The organism is Streptomyces sp. NPDC024687, assembly GCF_055559055.1.
On the sequence record NZ_JBVHLJ010000001.1, the window covers coordinates 181,132 to 199,696 of the forward strand.

An 18,565-nucleotide genomic window follows, 5' to 3' on the forward strand; every position below is an offset into this window, starting at 1 on the left:
CAGTCGTGGGGCGATGACTGATCGCGGACCGGTCCCCTCCGGTCCGGCGCTCCCGCTGCGGCGCGTGCCCCGTGTGCGGCCTCAGGCCGATCCTGCCCCCTGCGAAGGGGTCGGGAACGGCACGACGGCCACTGTTACGTTGTCGTGGCCCCCGCCGTCCAGGGCATGGCCGACCAGCACCCGGGCGGTGTGCAGCGGGCGCACGGCGGCGTCGGCCGGTACGGCTTCCGCCATCTCGTCGGCCGCCTCGGCGTAGTTCCACAGGCCGTCGGTGCACACCACCACGACACCAGGCCGGTCCGGCTTGAAGGAAGCGGTGTGCGGGTCGAGTTCGTAGGCGTCCGCGCCGAGCCAGCCGGTGATCGCGTGGGCGCGCTCGTCGGCGTACGCCTCGGCCTCGTTCATCAGCCCCGCGGCGACCATCTGGGCGGCCCAGGAGTCGTCCTCGGTGAGCCGGGCCGGGGGTGAACTGCGGTCCGTCGGCACCCAGTAGACCCGGCTGTCGCCGACCCAGCCGACGACCAGCAGGCTCGGGGTGACGACCGAGCCGACGATCGTGCACGCGGGGGCGTTCTGGTGGGGCTGGTGCTCGCGGGCCGTGGCGGGCTCCGCGGCGAGCGAGTTGACCGCGCGGGAGGCGGCGACGATCGCCTCGTGCATCGCCTGCTGGGGGTGCGTGCCTTGCGGCAGCGCGGCCAGCAGCGCCTCGGCCGCGGCCCGGGACGCGGCCAGGGAGGCGTCGTCGGGGCGGGTCGCGGAGGACACGCCGTCGCAGACGACCGCGAAGGTGGCCGGCGAGCCGTCGGGCAGCACGCTGGTGCCGAGGGTGAAGGCGTCCTCGTTGCGGTGGTGGCGCAGCCCGCGGTCGCTGACGGCGGCCATCGGGCCCGCCTCCTGCTCCATGTGGTCGCGCTCACGCGGCTGGGCGTGCCCGCAGTTCTCGCAGTACCCGTCGTCGTCGACCCGGCCGGCGCGGCAGGCCACGCAGACCGTCGACGGTGCGGTGCCCTCGGCGGGGGTGGGCGGTCCGGCGGCCACACGTGGGTCGGGCGCCTGCAAAAGGTACTCCTCGGGCTCCGGGGGCCGGTCGAAGCGCACACCGGAGGCGGGGGAGACCGGTGACCCGAGCACCGGCCCCGACTGGGGTGGCACCTGGGGCAGTTCGTGCTCGCCCGACGCCGCGGCCCGCAGGTCGCTCGGCAGATGCAGCTCCGCCGGGGGGTGCGGGGCCTGCGGCCAGGGGCCGGCCGCGGGCGCGCCGTTCATGGCGATGGTCGGGCTGTCGTCCGGGTGTGCCGGGACGGCGGACAGGTCGTATCCGCACGCACCGCAGAAGCGGTCGCCCGACTCGAGGGGTTCCTCGCAGCTCGGGCACCTCGACAGGGCGGTCTGCTGGGGCATCTGCGACATCAACTACACCCACGTCCGGGGGCGGTAACGGTTGGCTCGTTCCACCAGGTAGATCCTCTCCTCGCCGCCCTGCGCGAGCCGGGCCAGCGCGCGGTACGAACGCTCCAGGCCGAAGCGCAGTCCTCGCTCGTCCAGTCCACTGCCGAGCAGCGCCCGTCCCCCGGCGGCGGAGGCGACGGAGTCCTGGCCACCGGAGAGTATCCAGTCCAGGGCCGCGCCCAGCACCTCGGCCGACAACTGCTCACGGCGCGCCGGATCGAGACCGTACGCGTCCAGCGCCTCGACCTGCCCGGCGGCGGCGGTCAGGTCGTCCAGGAAGGGTACGTCGCCCGCGGTCGCGGTGCGTCCACGCAGCCGCGCGCGGACGGCGGCCACCCGGGCGGCGGTGTAGTGGATGGAGGACTCCGGCACCGACTCCAGCGTCTTCACCGCGCTACGGCGGTCCCCGCTCGCCAGCTGCACGCGCGCGAGGCCGAACGCGGCGCTCACATAGCTGGGGTCGGTCGACCAGACCAGGCCGTAGTACTCGGCGGCGTTGTCGAGCTGGCCGAGCACCTCCGCGCACAGGCCGAGGGCGAGCTTGGGGGCGGGTTCGCCGGGGAAGGCGTCGTAGATCGCGTCGAAGGCGAGCGCGGCGGCCTCGTGGTCGCCGGTCACCAGGGCGGCCACGCCCCGGTACCAGACCACCCGCCAGTCGTCGGACCGTTCGTCCTCGAGGCGCCGCAGCGCCTCGTCCGCGGTGTGCGCGTCGCCGTTCTCCAGCCAGGCGCGGATCTGCCGGAGCCGTGACTCCGCCGACGGGGCCGGCGCGGCCGCGAGGGCGCCGAGCAGTTCGGCGGGCGCGGTGGTCATGAGCCCGGCGAGGAAACCGGCGTTGGGGTCGGAGGGGTCGACGAGGGGGACGGGAAGCGCGAGGGAGGCGACGGGAGCGTCGACCGCCTTGACGATCGAACCGCCGACACCGATCGCACCGACCACACCACCGGAACCGACCACACCGCCGGCACCGACGGAGGTCTTCCGGGACGGCAGCACCCGTCCCCCCAGCCGAGACACCTCCCCGTCCAGCTTCGGGAACAACTCCGTGTCGGTGACCCGGACTTCGGGGCCGAAGAGGGTCGACAGGGAGGGCCTGGCGCGGCCCGTCTGGAGGGAGACGACCTCGCGCAGCACGCCCGTCAGCTGGTCCGACATCTCCTGCGCGGAGGAGAACCGGCGGGCCGGGTCCGGGTCGGTCGCGCGGACCAGCAGCCGGTAGAAGGACTCGTACCGGCGGAAGACCTCGATGTTGTCGGGGTCGGGCAGCGAGTCGACGAAGACGTTGGTGTAGCCCTGGAAGTCGAAGGTCAGCACCGCCAGGGTGCGGCCGACGGTGTACAGGTCGGAGGCGACCGAGGGGCCCACGTCCGCGACCTCGGGGGCCTGGTAGCCCACCGTGCCGTAGATGGCCGACTCCTCGTCGTCCATCCTGCGCACCGCGCCCATGTCGATCAGCTTGAGCTGGTCCTCGGTCTGGATGGCGTTGTCGACCTTGAAGTCGCAGTACAGGAGGTTGCGGCTGTGGAGGTGGCCGAGCGCCTCCAGGGCCTCGATGCCGTAGGCGCACGCCTGCTCCACCGGCAGCGGGTCCCGCTTGCCGTCGGCCGAACGGCGGCCGTTGGCGATCTCCTTGAGCGACTTGCCGCCGACGTACTCCATGACGATGTAGCCGTCGAGCGAGCCGGTGCGCTGGTCGAGATGCTCCACGAAGTTGTAGATCCGCACGATGTTGGAGTGCTCGATCTCCGCGAGGAAGCGCCGCTCGGAGATCGCCGCGGCCATCGCGTCCTGGTCGCCGGTGTCCAGCAGGCCCTTGAGGACCACCCAGCGGTCGGACACCGCGCGGTCCACGGCGAGATACACCCAGCCGAGACCGCCGTGCGCCAGACAGCCCGCGACCTCGTACTGGCCGTGCACGACGTCACCGGACTTCAGCTTCGGCACGAACGAGTACGGGTGACCGCACTTCGTGCAGAAGCCCTCCGTGCGCCCCGGCCGCTCCCCGCGCGAACGCCCCACCGGGGCACCGCAGTCGGAGCGCGAGCAGAACCGCTTGCGCTCGGGCACCTCCGGGTTCTCCAGCACCATCCCGCGCGGGTCGGGCCGCGGTATCCCGGGCACCTCGACGAGCCCCGCGCCGAGCCGGCCGCGCCCGGTCGAACCTCCGGTCGAGCCGGAGCCGCGCACCGACACCGAACGGCCAGTCGACTTCCCCGAGACCGCGCGCGAGAGCCGTCCCGACACCGAGCGCCGTGACTTCGACGAGTGCGAGGAGGTACGGGCCGAACCGCGGCTCGTGGCGCGCGAACCGGCGCTGCCCTGTGAGTGGCTGCCGCCGCCCGTCCCGCCGGTGGGCACCGAGCCGTTCCGGCCGGTCCCGGCGGGGACGACCGGTGCGAGGCCGCAGGTGTCGCAGTACAGCTCGCCGCCGCCCATGTCCTCGTACCTGCCGTCGCAGCCGGGCCGCTGGCAGGGCTGCTGTTCCTGGCTCATGACGTCGACTCCCCCCTACGGTCCTGCGGCACCCGCGGGGCGCCCAGCAGTTCGGCGACCGCGTGCTGGTAGCGCAGCACGGCCTGTTCGGCGACCCGCAGGTCGCAGGGCGCGCTCCACAGCATCCGCCGGGCCGCGTCGTACCGCTCGATCAGGAACGGGTCCTCGGCCAGTCCGTGCCGGGCGACCTTCGCCTTGTACGCGTCGAGCCGGCCGCGCAGCTCCGCGCGGACCGCGAGCGGTGCGGTGACCGCGGTCAGCGACTCGCGGGCGCGCAGCAGTTCGTCCTCCGCCTTCTGCTCCAGGGACTCCAGGAGCGGGGACAGACGGTGCCACTGGGCGTGTCTGCGGTACTCGGCGGCCGTCGACAGCTGCTCCTGCAGCACGGTCGGCGGTCCGCTGACGACCGGCACCTCCGTGGCGGCGATCTTCGCGAGCACCTCACCGCGCGCGAGACGCGCCTCGGCGAGCGTGCGGTCCGCGCGGGAGAGCACGTCCCGCAGCCTGACCAGCCGGGCCTCCGCGTCCTGCCGGACGGTGAGCACGGCGTCGATCTCCCGGCGCACGTCCTCCAGCGCGCGCGCCTCACGGTCGTACGCCGTGGTGTCCGGTCTGCCGCCGCCGGGCGCCGAACTGCCCTGCGCGCGCTGCCAGAAGGCGAGCGGGTCGGAGATCACCTGCTCGCGCAGCGAGGTGAGGGTGCGGGTGATGCGCTCCAGGTCGTCACCGGCCGGGTGTTCCCCGGGCCGTACGCCGACGGAGTGCGCGAGCCGGCGGGTGCGCTGGAGCTCGGCGGACAGGAGGTCTATCCGCGCGGGCAGTGCCGACCACACCGAGTCGGCGGCGACGACCATGTCCAGGCTCGTCGCGTACAGCTCGTTCATCCGCTCCACGAGCGTCACCAGCGAGAACCGCTCGCTGAGCTTGCCGGAACCACCGTGCAAGGTGGGCGCGTTGGCCGTGGCGGTGGTCGAGCCCGCGACCGTGACCGACTCGCCGCGCAGCAGCTCGGACAGCTCCACCAGGTCCTCGCGGCTGGACCAGCGGCGGCGGGAGCGGATCTCGCGGGCCGAGCGCAGCGCGTCCGAGTACGCGTCGAAGTACGCCCACAGCAGGGTGATCGACGCGTCGGCGGCCTCCCAGCGCTCCTTGGTGACCCCGGTGAGGTCGGCGCCTTCGAGGAGTCTGCGGCCCGCGTGGTCCTGCAGGGCGAGGAGCGAGGTCTCGATCGCCTCGTGCTCCGCGCCGAGCCGCGCCAGCGCACGGTCCACCTCGTCCCGGTCCATCACCGGCCCGGGGGGTCCCGTGACGCCCATCGATCACCTCTCGCTGCTGAAGGGTTGCTGGGTGGTTGTTCGGTTGTGACGGTGCGTCAGTTCTTGCGCAGGTACTTCGGTGGCGGCGGCTCCGACTTCGCCGACTTCTCGATCAGTGTGGCCGACAGCCACTTGTCGTACGACGCCTGCCAGCCGTCGGTGGTGTCCTTGCGGTAGTCCACCAGGATCTGGTTGACCCGGCGTACCAGGTCGTCGGCGTCGCTCTTCATCGCCACGCCGTAGTACTCGGTGGTGAAGGGGGAGCCCTTCAGTTCGACCGTGGGGTCCTGGGCGGCCTGGCTGGCGGCGAGGGCGCCGTCGGTGACCACGGCGTCGACCTCGCCGAGCTGGAGCCTGACGAGGCAGTCGAGTTGGTTGGGCACCGTGGTCTTGATGTCGGCGGAGGCGACGAGATCCCCCGCCTTCTTGTCGTCCTCCAGCTTGGAGAAGGCGGTCGAACCCTCGGCCGTGCAGATCTTCTTCTTCGCCAGAGTGTCGTTGTAGCCGGTGATGTCCGAGGACTTGGGGGCGAGGACCTGCTGACCCGTCTTGAAGTAGGGCGCGGAGAACGCCACTTGGTCGACGCGGGTGCAGTTGATCGTCATCGTGCGGACGACCATGTCGACCCGGCCCTTCTCGATCGCCGGGATGCGCTGGTTGGTCGGGATCGCCTTGAACTGCACGGCGTTCGCGTCACCCAGGATGTCCTGCGCGATCCGGTGCACCAGATCGATGTCGAAGCCCTCCAGGTCGGCCTTGGGCCCGCCGTTGGGGTTGCGGTAGCCCCAGCGGTAGCTGTTCTGGTCGACGCCCACGATCAGCTTGCGCTTCTCGCCCTGCCGGGCCTTGATCCTGTCTATGGCCGGGCCGTCCGCGCTCGACGGGGACAGTGTCTGGTCCTCCGGGTGCGCCCTGATCGCCGGGTTCAGACAGGCCTTGTTGTCCGCCGCCTGCAGTGCGCGCGTCAAGCCTGGCCCGCCGGTTCCCGCGCTGCCGTCGCCGCTCGGCCGGGTGTGCGGCAGCAGCAGCGCGAAAGCGAGCACCAGGACGCAGACGACCGTCATCGCCCCGACACCGCCCCAGCCCTTGAGACCGGTCCGCACACGTCCGCGCATCCGCATCGTCACGCCCCCTCTCACCGGTACTCCGACAGCCTGCGGCCGATGCCCAGTACCGCGCCGGCCGCGCCGAGGACGGCCAGGACGGCGGCGCCCACCGGCAGTCCGGTCATGGCGCCCAGGCCGTCACCGGCCGACCGCGCGAACTCCTTCTCCTCGTGGGTCAGGGCCTTGGCGAGGTTCTTGTCGACGCTGTCGAAGCACTCGCCCGTGTCGCCCTTGCCGCCTATGACCCGGTTCAAAGCCACTTCGTAGTTGCCGAAGTCGTCCTGCTCGCGGGCCGCGGAGTGGCGCTGTTTCCACACCGCCATGTTGCCCTCGGCCGCGGTGACCGGCTTCTTGCCGTCGCTGTCGTCGGCGAGCTCGGACGCCTCGGCCAGGCCCTTGCCGAGGGTGTCCATGTCCTTGCCGAAGTCGTAGTCGTAGGCGTCGTAGGAGACGTCCTGGCCCTGGGCGTTCTTCACGGTGACCGTCTCGGCGCCGCGGGCCACCAGGGTGAGGTTCTCGTTGCCGCGCGCCTTCAGGGAGGCGATCCGGGCGTCGTGCAGCACATTCAGCGAGCGGACCCCGTGGTCGTAGGAGTCGTCGAGGCCCGCGCGCGCGACGGTGTGGCCGACGACCAGCCACAGCAGGACCACCGTGGCCGTCGCGGTGGCCGCGACCAGACCGTGGTTGAGGACCCGGTTGGTGCGCCGGTAGTTGCGGTGCTGCGCCCACGCGAGCCCGGCCAGCGCCAGGACGCCGAGGCCGATCGCCGCCCACGGGTAGGGCGTGGCGTCGGCGTAGTCGGCGCGCAGCCGCTGGTTCTCGCTCGTGTAGAGGTTCTGCGCCTTCGGGAGCATCTCCTCCTGCATCTTCTCGTTGGCGTACCGCAGATAGGCACCGCCGACCGGGAAGCCCTGACGGTTGTACGTACGGGCCCGCTCCACCAGACCCTTGTACTCCGGCAGCAGGGTGTTCAGCTCGGCCACGGTCTTCGCGGCGGGGGAGTCCGGGTCGGAGTTCGAGGCCGCCTTGACCAGACCGGTCGCCGCCAGGTCGATGTCCTTCTCGTACCGGTTGCGGGAGCCGGCCGTCTCCTGGCCGCCGGCGAGGAAGCCACTGGAGGCCGTGGTGTTGGCGTCGGCCAGGTAGCGGTAGATGTCGGCGGCTGCGCTGCTGAGCGGCTGGCTCTTGTGCAGCACGTCGTCCGCGGCGGCGGCCCGGTCGTTGGTCTGCCAGGCGGTCACCGCGCCGAAGAGGATCACGAGCAGGGCGAGCGCCGCGCCGATGATGCGCAGCCGGCCCGGTTCGGTGGTGGCGGCCGCGCGCACCTGGTCGAAACCCTCGGCGAAGGCCGTACGACGGGCGGGTGCCCGGTCCGGCGCGGGGGCGGGCGGGGGCGCCTGCGGGGCCGGGGCCGGGGGTCCCGGCTGCGGCGGAACGGCCGGCATCGTGGGCACCCCGGAACCCGGTGGTGCCGCGCTGCTCTTCGGCGGGTGTGTCACTGTTTGACCTCCCCCATGGTCATCCCTCGCCGCAAGTATCGCTGCCGGGACCGACATCCGCACCGGGCTTCACTCGATCTTGATCGGATCGCAGCGGACTGCCTGCCGCCGCGCCGCGTTCCGCACCACCCCTTGCCCATCAATACGCCGCCGGAATCGGTTCGGTTCCCCCCAAGGGGCGCGTAAGGTCACCGTCGTGCGCGGGGTACGTGTGGTGATGATCGGCGGAACGTCCCATACCGGCAAGTCCACGGTCGCCGGGGCGGTCGCCGGGCGGCTCGGCTTCGGGCATCGCTCGACCGACCTGCTGGCGAGACACCCGGGGCGGCCCTGGCGCACGCCGGAGCGGGAGGTGCCGCCGCACGTGGCCGAGCACTACGCGACGCTCGGCGTCGACGAGTTGATCGCCTCGGTCCTCGCCCACTACGAGCGGCTCTGGCCCCGCGTCGAGGAGGTGGTCCGGACGCACGCCGGCGCGGGGCCCGGCCTGGTCCTGGAGGGTTCCGCCCTGTGGCCCGAGCGGGTCGCCGCGCTGGACGTCCCGGGCACGGCCGCCGTGTGGCTCACCGCCGGCGAGGACGTCGTACGCGCCCGGATCCGGGCGGGCGGGCGCTACGACCACGCGTCGGAGGCGGAACGCGCGCTGATGGACGCGTTCCTGGCCCGCAGCCTGCGTTTCCAGGAGCTCGTGGTGGCGGCGGTCGACCGGCTGGGGCTGCCCCGCGTCCACGTCGGAGACGGCATGTCCGTCCCCGACGTGGCCGACGCGGTGCTCGCTCAGGCCTCGTAGAATGCCCGCACCCTCGTCTGCGCCTCCGGGGACGCCCCCGCCCGGTCCAGGCCGAGCAGCGCGGCGCCCAGGACCGGACTCGCGGTCACCACCCGGGGCACCGCCTTCGGGGCCCGGGCCGCCAGCAGTTCCCGTACGCCGTCGTCCAGCTGGGGGTGCCGGGCGGCCAGGACGCTGCCGCCGAGCAGGACCGGGGTCTCCTCGTCGAGAAGGTCGAGACGGGTCAGGGCCACCGTCGCCATGGACACCACCTCGTCGGCCAGGCGGTCGACGAGCGAGCGGGCCACCGGGTCGCCGGCGGCGGCCGTGGCGAACAGCACCGGCGTCAGTTCGTGACGGCGGGCCGTGGCGATCTCCTCCAGGTGCAGGGCCTCGATGAGGGCGTACATCGACGGCAGCCCGAAGTGAGCGGGCAGCACGCGCGCGAGCTCGGTGTCGGCACCCCGCCCGTCCTCCGCGCGGGCCGCGTGCCACAGAGCCTCCTCCGCGAGGCCCCAGCCGCCGCCCCAGTCGCCGGAGATCCGGCCCAGCGCGGGGAAGCGGGCGGTACGGCCGTCGGGCCGCATGCCGACGCAGTTGATGCCCGCGCCGCACACCACGGCGACCCCGCGCGGTTCGGTGACCCCGGCCCGCAGGATCGCGAAGGTGTCGTTGCGGACCTCCACGTCCGGGCCCCACGCGCGCGTGCGCAGCGCCGCGGCCAACTGCCGCTCCTCCACCGGGAAGTCGGCGTTGGCGAGACACGCCGAGACGTGCTCCACCGAACTCACCCCGGCGGCTGCGAAGGCCCGCCCGGCCGCGTCGGCGACGGCGTCCACCGCCGCCTCGACGCCCACCACCGGCGGCCGGAACCCGCCGCCGCGGGCCGTGGCGAGGACGCTGCCGTCGGCCGCCACGACCGCGACGTCGGTCTTGCTGTTGCCCGCGTCGACGGCGAGGACACATGCGGTCAGGCCCACGCGAGATGCTCCCGGTTGTGTGCGATCAGTCGGTCGGTGAGGCCCTCGGCGTACGCGTACTGGCCGACGAGGGGGTGCGCGAGCAGCGCCTTGAAGACCCGGTCCCGGCCGCCCCGCAGAGCCGCCGCCAGTGCCAGGTCCTCGTACGCCGTCACGTGCGCCATCAGCCCCGCGAACAGCGGGTCCACGGCCGGCACCGCCAGCGGGGTCGGACCGTTCGGGCCCACCGCCGCCTGCACCTCGATCACCGCGTCGGCGGGCAGGAAGGGCAGCGTGCCCCGGTTGAGGGTGTTGACCACCTGGTAGGGGCTGCCGCCCCCGCCGAGCAGCCCGGCGGCGAGGTCCACCGCCGCCTCCGAGTAGTAGGCCCCGCCGCGCCTGGCGAGCAGCTCCGGCTTCTCGTCCAGGGCCGGGTCGCCGTACATCCGCAGCAACTCGCTCTCCATCGCCGCCACTTCGGCGGCCCGGGACGGCTTGCTGCCCAGTTCCCGCACGACCTCGTCGTGCGCGTAGAAGTACCGCAGGTAGTACGACGGGACCACGCCGAGCCGGTCGAGGAGCGGGCGCGGCAGGTGCAGGTCGCCGGCGATCGTGTCGCCGTGCTCGGCGAGCAGCTTGGGCAGGACGTCCTCGCCCTCGGGACCGCCCAGCCGTACACCTGTCTCCCAGGTGAGGTGGTTGAGGCCCACGTGGTCGAGGTGGAGGTCGGCAGGCGTCACGCCGAGCAGCCCGGCGAACTTCCGCTGGAAGCCGATGGCCACGTTGCACAGCCCGACCGCCTTGTGCCCGGCCTGGAGCAGGGCGCGGGTGACGATTCCGACCGGGTTGGTGAAGTCGATGATCCAGGCGTCCGGGTTGGCCCGGCGGACCCGTTCGGCGATGTCGAGGACCACCGGGACCGTGCGCAGCGCCTTGGCGAGGCCGCCCGCGCCGGTCGTCTCCTGGCCGACGCAGCCGCACTCCAGGGGCCACGTCTCGTCCTGTTGCCGAGCCGCCTGGCCGCCCACGCGCAGCTGCAGGAGCACCGCGTCGGCGCCGTCCACGCCCGCGTCCAGGTCGGACGTGGTGACGATACGGCCGTCGTGCCCCTGCTTGGCGAAGATGCGCCGGGCGAGACCGCCGACCAGCTCCAGGCGCTCGGCGGCCGGGTCGACGAGGACGAGTTCCTCGACGGGCAGGGTGTCGCGCAGGCGGGCGAAGCCGTCGACGAGTTCGGGGGTGTAGGTCGAGCCTCCGCCGACCACGGTGAGTTTCACTGGAGGTTCCCTCGCTTCCGGATGCCGGGGACGGTGTCGGTCGGCCGGGGGTCCGGGGGTCGGCCCCCGGGGTGACGCAGCATGCGTGGTTAACCCTTCACTCCGGTCAGCGTGACGCCCTCGACGAACGCCTTCTGCGCGAAGAAGAACACGAGGATCACGGGGGCCATGACCAGCACGGTCGCGGCCATGGTGAGGTTCCAGTCGGTGTGGTGCATGCCCTTGAAGGACTCCAGGCCGTAACTGAGCGTCCAGGCGTTCTGGTTCTCCGAGGCGTAGATCTGCGGGCCGAAGTAGTCGTTCCAGGCGTAGAAGAACTGGAACAGGGCCACGGCCGCGATGCCGGGCTTCGCCATGGGGACGACGACCTTCAGCAGGGTGCGCAGATCACCGCAGCCGTCGACCTTGGCCGCGTCCACGTACTCGTTCGGGATCGTCATCAGGAACTGCCGGAGCAGGAAGATCGAGAACGCGTCCCCGAACGCCATCGGGATGATCAGCGGCCACAGGGTGCCCGACAGTCCGAGCTGCTTCGCCCAGAAGAGGTACATCGGGATGATGACGACCTGGGGCGGCAGCATCATCATCGAGATGACCAGCATCAGGGAGAGATTGCGGCCCCGGAAGCGGAACTTGGCGAGCGCGTACGCCACCGGGATCGACGACACGACCGTAAGGACTGTTCCCAGTCCCGCGTAGATCAGCGTGTTGCGCCACCAGGTCAGGAAACCCGGGGTGTCGAAGACCCGCCGGTAGTTGCCCCACTCCCAGGTGTGCGGGATCAGATCGCGGCTGAGGGCCTGGGTGTCGCTCATCAGCGAGGTCAGGAACACGAACACGAAGGGCAGCGTGAAGAAGAGGGCGGCGGCGAGGCCGAGGGAGTGGATCGCCACCCATTCGAGGAGTGCCTTGCGGCGGGCGGTGCGTTCGGCGGGCGAGGCCGGGGTCTTCAACTCCACCGGCCGGTCCAGTACTTGGGTCATGGTCAGTCACCTGCCTGGATGAGACCGCCCCGGCGCCGCATCAGGAACGCGGTGAACACCATCGACAGGGCGAAGAGGACGAGGGCGACGACACACGCGGAGCCGTAGTCGAAGCGCTGGAAGCCGAGGTTGTAGACGAGCTGGGGGAGGGTCAGCGTGGACTTGTCCGGGTAGCCGGGCTCGAACTGGGTGCCCGCGCCCTGGATCACGCCCGAGGCGACCTTCCCGGCGATGAGTGGCTGTGTGTAGTACTGCATGGTCTGGATCACGCCGGTGACGACGGCGAACATCACGATCGGCGAGATGTTGGGAAGGGTGACGAACCGGAACCGCTGCCAGGCGGACGCCCCGTCCAGCTCGGCCGCCTCGTACTGCTCTGTCGGCACGTCGAGCAGCGCGGCCATGAAGATGACCATCAGGTCGCCGATGCCCCACAGGGCGAGCAGGGTGAGCGCCGGCTTCGACCAGGTGGGGTCGTTGAACCAGCCGGGGGCCGGGATGCCGACCTTCTCCAGGATCGAGTTGACCGGTCCGGTACCGGGGTTGAGGAGGAACGCGAAGGCCATCGTGGCGGCCACCGGCGGGGCCAGGTACGGCAGGTAGAAGAGCGTCCGGAAGACCCCCGTCCCCGTCTTGATCTTCGTGATGAGCAGACCGACACCGAGGCCGAAGACGACCCGGAGGGACACCATCACCACGACCAGCCACAGGGTGTTGCGCAGGGCCGGCCAGAAGAAGGGGTAGTGCTCGAAGACGTAGGTCCAGTTCTTCGTCCCGCTCCAGGTCGGCGGCTTGAAGCCGTCGTAGTGCATGAACGAGAAGTAGACCGTCGACAGCAGCGGGTAGGCGAAGAAGACCGTGAAGCCGATCAACCAGGGCGACATGAAGGCGAGGGTCCGAAGCGCCGACCGGCGGCGCTTCGACGCCAGAGTGACGGTGCTCATCGCTACTTCGCCTGCGCGATGTCCGTGTCGATCTGCTTGGCCGCGTCGGCGAGGCCCTTGTCGAGGTCCGTGACCTTGCCGCTCTCGTAGGCGTAGCCGAGTTCCTGGATGGTGGTGAGGTACACGCCGCCGTTGATCGAGGACGGGGCGGTAGTGGAGTTCGGGTTCGCGGCGATGTCGAGGAAGGTCTTGAAGCGCGGGTCGTACTTCAGCTTCGGGGACTTCAGGGCCGCGAGTGTCGAGGGCACGTTGTGGATGGCGTTGGAGAAGCCGACCACCGCGTCCGTGTCCGTGGTGATGTACTTCAGGAACTCCCAGGCCGCGTTCTGCTTGGTGCTGTTGGCGGCGATGCCTGCGATGGTGCCGGTGATGTACCCCTTGCCGTACTGGTCCGCCCGGTCGTCGGGTACGGGCAGCGGGGCGACGCCGATGTCGAAGCCGGGTTTGGCGTCCACGGCCATGCCGAGCCGCCACTCACCGTCGAGCTGCATGGCGACCTGGCCGGTCTGGAAGGGGTGCTTGGGGCCCCACTCGTCGCCGAGTCCCGCGCGGTACTTCTCCAGCTTCCGGTAGCCGCCGAGCTCGTCGACGAGCTTCTTCTGGAGGGTGAAGGCGGCGGCGACGGCCGGGTCGGTGGCGACCGTGGACTTGCCCGACTTGTCGAAGTAGGTGGGCGAGAACTGGCCCATGTAGTGCTCGGTCGTCGTCTCCCAGCCGTGGTAGTCCGGCATGAAACCGAGCTGCTTGTACGAGTCGCCCTGGGCGATCGTCAGCTTCTTGGCGTCGGCCTCGAACTCGGTCCACGTCCTGGGCGGCGCGGTGATGCCCGCCTTCTCGAACGCCGTCTTGTTGTAGTAGAGCCCGTACGCGTCACCGAGGAGCGGCGCGGCACAGCGGTCGCCGTCGAACTGCGTGTACTGGTTCATCGCGGCCGGGAAGGTCATGTCCGGGTCGATCGACGACTTCTTGAAGAACGGGTTGAGATCGACCAGCGCCCCCGAGGAGCAGAACTTGCCCACGTTGTTCGTGGTGAACGAGGAGATGACGTCCGGGGCCTTGCCGCCGCCCGTGCGCAGCGCCTGGTTGATCTTGTCGTCGGTCATGTTGCCGACGACGTTGACGTGGATGTTGGGGTGCGCCTTCTCGAAACCGGCGACCAGCGCCTTCACTCCCGCCACCTCGGAGTCCGCGCTCCAGGCGTGCCAGAAGTTGATGGTCGTCTCCTTCGAGGCGTCGTCGTCGGCGCCGGAGGAGGACTGGCCGGTACAGGCGGTGGTGACGAGCACGGCGGACACGGTCAGGGCAAAGGCCGCTTTTCGGGCGGACGAGGGTATGGGTGTGCGCATGACGGGGTCTCCCAGGGGACGGGAAGGGACGGTGAGGTCGGAGGCTCAGCGCGAGGTGTCGAAGACCTCGTCGCGGGTGGCCGCGAGCGCGCTCTCCAGCGCGCCGCGCAGCACGGGGTGTTCGCGGACGTCGCCGACGACCAGTCGGGGCCGGGAGGCTGCCAGTTCCTCCAGCTCGGCCTGGACGAGGGCGCGCAGGGTGTCGCCGCCGGCGGTGAGCGAGGCACCGCTGAGGACGACGAGTTCGGGGTCGAGGACGGAGACGAGGGAGGCGAGACCGGTGGCCAGCCGGGTGGCGTAGGTCTCCAGGAGCAGCCGGCCCAGGACGGTGTCCTCGGTGGCGGCGCGCTCGACGAGGGCGGCGGCGGCCTCGGCGTACGGCCCCGAGGGGATGTCCGTCATGCCGAGCTCGCGGGCGAGGGCCGGGATGGCCTGGGAGCCCGCGAGCTCCTGGTAGCCGCCACTGTTGGCCTTGGTCACCTGCCGCACCAGCGGTGCTCCGGGAACCGGCAGGAAACCTACCTCCCCCGCACCGCCGGTCCAGCCGCGGTGCAGCCGTCCGCCGAGGACCAGGGCGGCACCGAGGCCGCCCTCGTTCCACAGCAGTACGAAGTCCTCGTGTCCGCGGGCCGCCCCGAGCCGTTGCTCGGCCACGGCGACGAGGTTGACGTCGTTCTCGTACTCGACCGGCATCGGCAGCGCGGCGGCGAGTTCGTCGAGGAGGGTCGGGCTGTGCCAGCCGGGGAGGTGGGAGGCGTAGCGCAGCCGGCCCGTGCCCGGGTCGAAGGCGCCCGGAGTGCCGATGACGAGCCGGTGGACGTCGCCCCGGGCCAGTCCCGCCGCCTTCACCGCGCCGTCGAGGGCGTCGGTGACCTGTTGTACGACGGGCTGGGCGGGCCGGCGTCCCGGCGTGGGCAGTTCGTAGGAGCCCACCGTGCGGCCGGTGATGTCGGCGACTGCGGCGAGGACGCGCTCGGGGGTGACGTCGAGCCCGGCGGCGTACGCGGCGGTCGGGTCGACCTCGTACAGCTGGGCGTTGGGGCCCGGCCTGCCCTCGGTGGTACCGGTGGCGAGGACGAGGCCCGACGCCTCCAGGCGGGCCAGGAGCTGGGACGCGGTCGGCTTGGACAGGCCGGTGAGCTTGCCGATCCGCGTACGGGAGAGGGGGCCGTGCTCCAGCAGGAGGTCGAGCGCGGCACGGTCGTTCATGGCGCGCAGCGTGCGTGGTGTGCCTGCCATGGGTGCCCCTCTCCGTGACTGCCGGACGACTTTACTGGCCGGCGACTGTTAGGAAGGTTTCCTATCGGATGCACCGGAACTTAGGTCTGGACCACCTGTCCGTCAAGGGGGGAACGGCAAACCGCCCCCGCAGGAAACGGAGTCGTTACCTGCGGGGGCGGTCGAGGGGCGGGGGAAAGCGTCTACCGGACGTCGATGAAGTCGCCGGGGGCCTTCGCCGAGCCGGTGGTGGCCGTACCCGCGAAGACGTAGCGGTAGTAGCCGTCCTTGGTGGCCTTCGTCGTCGTCCTCAGGGCGCCGCCGGTCCCGGAGGTCACCGTCTTGACGGTGGTGTAGCTGGTGGTGCCCTTGGCGCGGAACTGGAGGGTCGCCTTCTGGGAGGTGTAACCCGTGTACCTCCCGGCCTCCCAGTCGGCCCGGGTCAGCTTGCCGGTGACCGTGACGGTCCCGCCCTTCTTCACCGGCTCGGGCGCCGCGTCGGCGGTGAGCTTCGCCGCGCGCTTGACCTGGACGCCGCTGCCGAGGGGACCCCAGGCGTCGAAGTCGTAGCCGAGGTGGACGTGGCCGTCGGAACCGTCGTTGTCCTGGTCCATCGTGCTGTAGAGGCCGGCCGCCTTCCAGGTGGTGGCGTCCGAGGCCGAGTACAGGGTGTCCTCGGGGGCGATCACCACGATCTCCTTGCACGACTCGGTGACGGTGGTGTCCGTCGTCGCGGTCGTCGTGCAGGTGGGGACGTCCTCGGGCTCGACCTCGTTCGACATCCTGCTGAGCGTGCCCCGGTAGAGCAGGACGCCCGCGAAGGTGGTCTTGTAGTCGATCGTCAGGTCGGAGGGGCGGGTGAGGGTGTACGTCACCGGCACCTTCACGGCGGCGGTGGTGCCGACGGTGACCGCCTTGCCGTTGTTGACCGTGACGGCGGAGAAGACCAGGTCGGGCGAGGTGTCCGCGGACGCGACGGGCGCGACCAGACCGGTCAGTGCCAGGGCGCCGGACGCGGCGATGCCTATGGCGAGCTTTCTCATGCGTTTCCCCACATTCGAAGCGGGCCCCTGGGCGGCATTGCGCTCCAGAACAAGGGCCCGCTGTGGGGGTGACCCTAGACGATCACATTCGTGGCCGGGACGTGGGGTTCACGTGAAGAAGGTGAGAGTTCACCACCGCCGCACCGCTTGACCGCCGTACCGCCGACCGTTACTTCGCCGCCGGACGCTGCGCCGGTGTCGACACGAGCGGGGAGGCCGCCGCGGCCTGCGGGGAATCGGAGTTGGAGAAGACCGACGGGGCCGCGACCGCCGCGGTCGGGTCGGCAGCCTCCTCGTCGGTGACGACGGCGGCGCCGCCGACGATGCGGATGTCCGCCGCGTCGAAGGCGCGCTTGATGCGCCAGCGCAGCTCACGCTCGACGGTGAGGGACTTGCCGGGCATGGTCTTGGCGGAGACCCGCACGATCATGGAGTCCAGCAGGACGCTGTCCAGGCCGAGGACCTCGATCGGGCTCCACAGGAGCTCGTTCCAGGGCTCCTCCTTGCTCATCTTCTCGGCGACCTCGCCCAGCACCCGCTTGACCTTGTCCAGGTCCTCGGAGGCCCGCACGATCACGTCCACGCCGGCCGTCGCCCAGCCCTGGGAGAGGTTGCCGATGCGCTTGACCTCGCCGTTGCGGACGTACCAGATCTCGCCGCTGTCGCCGCGCAGCTTGGTCACCCTCAGGCCGACCTCGATGACCTCGCCGGAGGCCACCCCCGCGTCGATGGTGTCGCCGACGCCGTACTGGTCCTCCAGGATCATGAAGACACCGGAGAGGAAGTCCGTGACGAGGTTGCGGGCGCCGAAACCGATCGCGACACCCGCGACACCGGCCGACGCGAGCAGCGGGGCCAGGTTGATCTCGAAGGCGCCCAGGACCATCAGGGCGGCGGTGCCCATGATGATGAAGCTCGCCACCGAGCGCAGCACCGACCCGATGGCCTGCGAGCGCTGCCGGCGGCGCTCGTTGTTGACGAGCAGACCGCCGATCGCCGTGCCGTCGACCGCCTGCGCGGTGCGGTTCATCCGGTCGATCAGCTTGGTGATGGCCCGCCGCACGAACATTCTCAGCACCGCGGCGATCACCAGGATCAGCAGGACCCGCAGACCGATCGCCAGCCAGGTCGACCAGTTCTGCTCGACCCAGCTCGCGGCGTTCGTCGCGCTCTCCTGGGCGTCCTGGAGACTCGGCACGGCCGGCGTCGAGGTGTCCGAGGGGGACGGCGACGGCGACGGACTCGCGGCCAGTAGGACGGCGGACAAGGACACGGCAGGTACCTCCAGGTGCTGCGTCTGCCTTCCGGTACGGCGGTCAAGGTCACGAAATGGTCACCGGTAAAGCAGGCTCACCACACTAACGGTGCATCGTGTGTGGATCGTTGCAATGCCGAGGGGAGAGACGGCTCTCACCTGGGGATGAAGAATGGTGTGGTCGAAAACACTCCCAGCCCGTTACCGGGACATGGTGGCGTTTCTCCCGGGCGAGAGGGGAGACTGACTGCAGTTCGTCCCGGCGCGAGCCACGCGCCGCCGACGCCCAAGGAGGCATCCGTGCCGCATGTCCTGGTACTCAACGCGTCGTACGAGCCCCTCGGCGTCGTACCGCTCCGCCGCGCGCTCGTCCTCGTCCTGGAGAACAAAGCGGTCTCCCTCGAGGAATCCGGCGCCTTCATGCACAGCGCGACCGTCACAGTCCCCGCACCCAGCGTGGTCCGGCTCAAGCGATTCGTGCGGGTTCCCTATCGGGGGCCCGTTCCTCTCACCCGCAGAGCGCTCTTCGCCCGCGACGGAGGCCGGTGCATGTACTGCGGTGGCGTCGCAACCAGCGTCGACCACGTCATCCCGCGCAGCCGCGGGGGCAAGCACGTCTGGGACAACGTGGTGGCGTCCTGCCGGCGCTGCAACCACGTGAAGGCCGACCGACACCTGTTCGAAATCGGCTGGCGGCTGCGCCACAAACCCGCCCCGCCCACCGGTCTGGCCTGGCGCATCATCGGCACCGGGCACAGGGACCCACGCTGGCTGCCGTACTTGCAACCGTACGGCGCGGAGGCCGCCATGGCCCGGATCGACGGCATCTCTGCCTGACGACGATCCGGGCCTTTGTGTTGCCGCACGCGGCTCGTTCCGGTCCCGGAGGCCCCCCGTACCTCCGGGAC

At 71.1% G+C, this 18,565-nt stretch carries 15 protein-coding genes; 2 read left to right on the forward strand and 13 right to left on the reverse strand.

Annotated elements, in window-relative coordinates:
* Window positions 1-81: 81 nt before the first annotated feature.
* Genes ACZ39I_RS00810 through ACZ39I_RS00830 form a run of 5 tightly spaced genes read right to left on the reverse strand, consistent with a single transcriptional unit; the run spans window position 82 to window position 7,809 of the window.
* On the reverse strand, window positions 82-1,413 hold the full coding sequence (locus tag ACZ39I_RS00810; protein WP_467241449.1) for a PP2C family serine/threonine-protein phosphatase: 1,332 nt from the start codon (window positions 1,411-1,413) through the stop codon (window positions 82-84).
* Entirely contained in the window at window positions 1,414-3,942 is a 2,529-nt protein-coding gene (locus ACZ39I_RS00815; RefSeq protein WP_467241451.1) for a serine/threonine-protein kinase, read from the reverse strand.
* Window positions 3,939-5,258 (reverse strand): coiled-coil domain-containing protein, encoded by a 1,320-nt coding sequence (locus ACZ39I_RS00820; RefSeq protein ID WP_467241453.1) that lies wholly within the window; start codon window positions 5,256-5,258, stop codon window positions 3,939-3,941. Before ACZ39I_RS00820 ends, ACZ39I_RS00815 begins: the two co-directional genes overlap by 4 nt.
* 56 nt (window positions 5,259-5,314) lie before the next feature.
* Entirely contained in the window at window positions 5,315-6,379 is a 1,065-nt protein-coding gene (locus tag ACZ39I_RS00825; RefSeq protein ID WP_467243284.1) for a glutamate ABC transporter substrate-binding protein, read from the reverse strand.
* Window positions 6,380-6,393: 14 nt separating this feature from the next.
* Window positions 6,394-7,809: a hypothetical protein gene (locus ACZ39I_RS00830; RefSeq protein ID WP_467241455.1), complete on the reverse strand. Its 1,416-nt coding sequence runs from the start codon at window positions 7,807-7,809 to the stop codon at window positions 6,394-6,396.
* A gap of 250 nt (window positions 7,810-8,059) precedes the next feature.
* Between ACZ39I_RS00830 and ACZ39I_RS00835 the strand changes: the two genes are divergently transcribed.
* Window positions 8,060-8,653, forward strand: coding sequence for an AAA family ATPase (locus ACZ39I_RS00835; protein ID WP_467241457.1), 594 nt, complete (start codon window positions 8,060-8,062; stop codon window positions 8,651-8,653).
* On the opposite strand, the gene ACZ39I_RS00840 is transcribed toward ACZ39I_RS00835, so the two are convergent.
* From ACZ39I_RS00840 to ACZ39I_RS00875, 8 genes are all read right to left on the reverse strand, one after another.
* Window positions 8,641-9,612: an N-acetylglucosamine kinase gene (locus tag ACZ39I_RS00840; RefSeq protein ID WP_467241459.1), complete on the reverse strand. Its 972-nt coding sequence runs from the start codon at window positions 9,610-9,612 to the stop codon at window positions 8,641-8,643. The genes ACZ39I_RS00835 and ACZ39I_RS00840 overlap by 13 nt on opposite strands.
* Window positions 9,603-10,868 (reverse strand): 6-phospho-beta-glucosidase, encoded by a 1,266-nt coding sequence (locus tag ACZ39I_RS00845; protein ID WP_467241461.1) that lies wholly within the window; start codon window positions 10,866-10,868, stop codon window positions 9,603-9,605. Before ACZ39I_RS00845 ends, ACZ39I_RS00840 begins: the two co-directional genes overlap by 10 nt.
* An 89-nt stretch (window positions 10,869-10,957) precedes the next feature.
* A complete protein-coding gene (locus ACZ39I_RS00850) occupies window positions 10,958-11,851 on the reverse strand; it encodes a carbohydrate ABC transporter permease (protein ID WP_467241463.1) in 894 nt (297 codons plus the stop codon).
* A 2-nt stretch (window positions 11,852-11,853) separates the two neighbouring features.
* On the reverse strand, window positions 11,854-12,795 hold the full coding sequence (locus tag ACZ39I_RS00855) for a carbohydrate ABC transporter permease (protein ID WP_451471201.1): 942 nt from the start codon (window positions 12,793-12,795) through the stop codon (window positions 11,854-11,856).
* Between the two features lie 2 nt (window positions 12,796-12,797).
* The gene (locus tag ACZ39I_RS00860; protein ID WP_467241465.1) at window positions 12,798-14,141 is read right to left on the reverse strand and encodes an ABC transporter substrate-binding protein; all 1,344 of its coding nucleotides are present in this window, start codon (window positions 14,139-14,141) and stop codon (window positions 12,798-12,800) included.
* Between the two features lie 45 nt (window positions 14,142-14,186).
* Window positions 14,187-15,380, reverse strand: a complete 1,194-nt coding sequence (locus tag ACZ39I_RS00865) for an ROK family transcriptional regulator (RefSeq protein ID WP_393599929.1) — start codon at window positions 15,378-15,380, stop codon at window positions 14,187-14,189.
* Window positions 15,381-15,562: 182 nt separating this feature from the next.
* The gene (locus tag ACZ39I_RS00870) at window positions 15,563-16,402 is read right to left on the reverse strand and encodes a hypothetical protein (RefSeq protein ID WP_467241467.1); all 840 of its coding nucleotides are present in this window, start codon (window positions 16,400-16,402) and stop codon (window positions 15,563-15,565) included.
* 169 nt (window positions 16,403-16,571) lie between these two features.
* The gene (locus ACZ39I_RS00875) at window positions 16,572-17,675 is read right to left on the reverse strand and encodes a mechanosensitive ion channel family protein (RefSeq protein WP_467241468.1); all 1,104 of its coding nucleotides are present in this window, start codon (window positions 17,673-17,675) and stop codon (window positions 16,572-16,574) included.
* 282 nt (window positions 17,676-17,957) lie between these two features.
* Here ACZ39I_RS00875 and ACZ39I_RS00880 point away from each other — a divergent pair, with 282 nt between their 5' ends.
* Window positions 17,958-18,494 (forward strand): HNH endonuclease, encoded by a 537-nt coding sequence (locus ACZ39I_RS00880; protein WP_266514508.1) that lies wholly within the window; start codon window positions 17,958-17,960, stop codon window positions 18,492-18,494.
* Window positions 18,495-18,565 lie beyond the last annotated feature (71 nt).